Source organism: Mycobacterium sp., from assembly GCF_052144515.1.
In the GTDB taxonomy this organism is placed as follows: domain Bacteria; phylum Actinomycetota; class Actinomycetes; order Mycobacteriales; family Mycobacteriaceae; genus Mycobacterium.
Window position 1 is genome coordinate 1 of the sequence record NZ_JBKQQD010000056.1, and the last position, 2577, is coordinate 2577.

Consider the following 2577-nt stretch of genomic DNA (forward strand, 5'->3'; position numbering starts at 1 on the left):
ACCTACCCACAGTCCGCGCTGCACTCGAACGCGAAACCGCCGAACCTGTCGTGCACAATGACCAGGTGAGCGCAGCCTGATGCTCACCGGACCGCCACCGAAGTTCCACGGAACTCGGGACAACCTCGAGCGTATCGGCGCTAGCTGATAGCCCGTTGACGCCGAAAGTGAATTCCTGAATTGCCGCCCGGTTTCCTGGCACCCGGACCTGAAATCGCGCACGGGCGCGGCGGGTCTGACACGATGACGAGGTGTCCACACCCAACGGTCCCGCCCACGCAGCAGGGCCAAGCCTGCATCAGTTGACGACGCCGCGAGCGGCGGCCGTGGCCGGGGTTCTGTTCGCGTTGTTTTTCGGCGCCACGCTGATCCTGATCCGCGTGAAAATGCCAGAGGGAGTGGGTGACTCGGCGGAATGGCTCGACTCACAAAGAGACGGCATTTCAACGGCGACGAAGCTGATGCCGTTCGCTGGTATCACCTTCCTGTGGTTCATCGGCGTCGTGCGGGACAACCTCGGACGCTACGAGGATCGGTTCTTCGCATCGGTGCTTTTAGGCAGCGGTCTGCTGTTTTTGGCGATGATGTTCGTCTCGACCGCAGTCGCCGCCGCGCTGGTGGCTACCAATGCGGGCGTCACCGATCCCGCGGCGCATGTCAAGGTGATCGCGTTCGGCAAGATGGTCGTGGTGTCGGCCGCCAAAACCTACGCCATCCGGATGGCGGCGGTGTTCATGATTTCGCTGGCCACCATTTGGCTCAAGACCGGGCTGATGCCGCGGTGGCTCGTCGCCATCAGCTATCTCGTGGCGCTCGGGTTGCTCATCGCGGGCGACGTCTCTATGTGGCTGACATTGGCATTTCCCGTCTGGGTGTTGGTCGTTAGCGCATTGATTTTGCTCCGCGCGGGCTACATCGACGAACAGCGTGCTGCCCTCGAGTGAGCGTGACTGTGCAAGGTCCTTATGGTGCCTTGCTATGCGCACGCTGAGTGCGAGTTGTGAACGGATAACGCCGCTTTCGCGTTGATGCCACCGCCGACCCATGTCGTGGTTTATCTCTTGCTGCCGACGGGACCGCCCCGATCAAATTTGGCTTGGTTGCCCTCTCCGTCACGAAGACACCTTGTCGACGCCGCGCTAGCGTTAACGAAAGGTGAGGTTGAGTTCGTACGAGCAGCGAGCAGCCGCTTCGGTCCGGCTCAGCAGCGTAGCGTCGGTCGCGTGCTCGGCACATCGGGCACGAGGAGAGTGGACACCAATGGCAGATGCGTCCGCTTAAATCAGCACCGGCACCGCTAGTCGCCCCGGGGCTCTCACTTCAGTCGAACTGTCCGGTCTAGATCGGGCAATCGCTCAGGCCACCCGGTGTTCCCAGAGGTCAAGTAGTTATCGACGGCACCTGTGCTTTTCCAACCACTAATGGACACCCCTCTGGCTCCGTTAGGCTTCCGAATGGCACCCTCAACTACGTTGTACTGTCCCTTAACCAAAGCGGGAGCGATCTCGGCCAAGGGGTGGCATCGTCGGTGACGGCGGTTGCGTTCTGGGCGGTGCACATGGGCGCTAGCCGCCGCCTCAATGGAAAGGCTGGAGAGTGGCAGAGCAACCCCTCGACGCCTCAACTCGTCTCGCGGCGCAACGCACACGCCTGGCTCAGGAACGAACCCTGATGGCCTGGATCCGAACGAGTACGTCTTTGATCGCTTTTGGTTTCACAATCTTCAAGTTTTTCGAGTATCTCGCAACGAATGAGAGGCGTCGCGAACCGATCCTTAGTCCCTGGGTCGTCGGGATGATTATGATCCTGGTGGGCCTTACGGGTTTAGCGCTAGCGTGGATTCAGCATCACCAGGAGATGAAAGCACTACGGGCAGAAGTTGGACCCATGCCGTACTCGATAGCGGGCATCATGGCCGGCTTCATCGCCGGTCTGGGTGCCATCGCGCTGATCCTCGTGGCCTTCAGGCTGTAGCGCTTCGCGTGATTCGCCAAACTGGGCACAATTCGCGCCATAATTGCCGACTTAGCCAGTACCTCATCGCTTTCTCGCGCTTTGATGCGCTGGCTGATCGCCGCCGTGGTGACGTGTAGCCGACCGGCCGCGGCATCAAAGCTGTCGAACAACAACTTGAGGAGGTAGCCGATTTCCGCCCTGGCCGCGACTGGTTCTCCGTTCGACGACAGCGAGATCTGAATGCGAGCGACAGGTTTCGATTCGGAAACCATGTGCGTTCTGGGATACGCCGCATGCCGGGACAGCCGCGGCGGTGCTGACTGGCCAGTTCTCCGAATGTTTGTCATCAACGGGCTGTTGTCGATCGGTGAGACGGCCCAGGGTGGGGTATCGGGCCCACGCAAATGAGCCCGCAAGGTTGCCGCCCAGACGGCGGTCATGCCATCCAGTGATAGTAGGCGCGAGATGAGTAGGACCCAGCACAAGCCGGGCATCATTCGTATTGGCGGCACAGGACGCTCAAAAGCCCTTGCGCCAGCTAGCTTTTCGTAGTGCTGAACTTCCTCGGCCACCCACCGTTCGAACACTGCAACTCATCTGTTCACTGGCTCAGCCTCGACC

General features: G+C 60.5%; 2 protein-coding genes and 1 pseudogene. 2 read left to right on the forward strand and 1 reads right to left on the reverse strand.

Annotated elements, in window-relative coordinates:
- Positions 1 to 302 precede the first annotated feature (302 nt).
- Both ACLP9N_RS02995 and ACLP9N_RS03000 read left to right on the forward strand, forming a co-directional pair.
- Positions 303 to 944, forward strand: a complete 642-nt coding sequence (locus ACLP9N_RS02995) for a hypothetical protein (protein ID WP_442406002.1) — start codon at positions 303 to 305, stop codon at positions 942 to 944.
- 727 nt (positions 945 to 1671) lie between these two features.
- Positions 1672 to 1803: pseudogene (locus tag ACLP9N_RS03000) on the forward strand (DUF202 domain-containing protein); the annotation flags it as partial.
- A gap of 44 nt (positions 1804 to 1847) precedes the next feature.
- Here ACLP9N_RS03000 and ACLP9N_RS03005 read toward each other — a convergent pair.
- Positions 1848 to 2543, reverse strand: a complete 696-nt coding sequence (locus ACLP9N_RS03005; RefSeq protein ID WP_442406003.1) for a hypothetical protein — start codon at positions 2541 to 2543, stop codon at positions 1848 to 1850.
- Positions 2544 to 2577 lie beyond the last annotated feature (34 nt).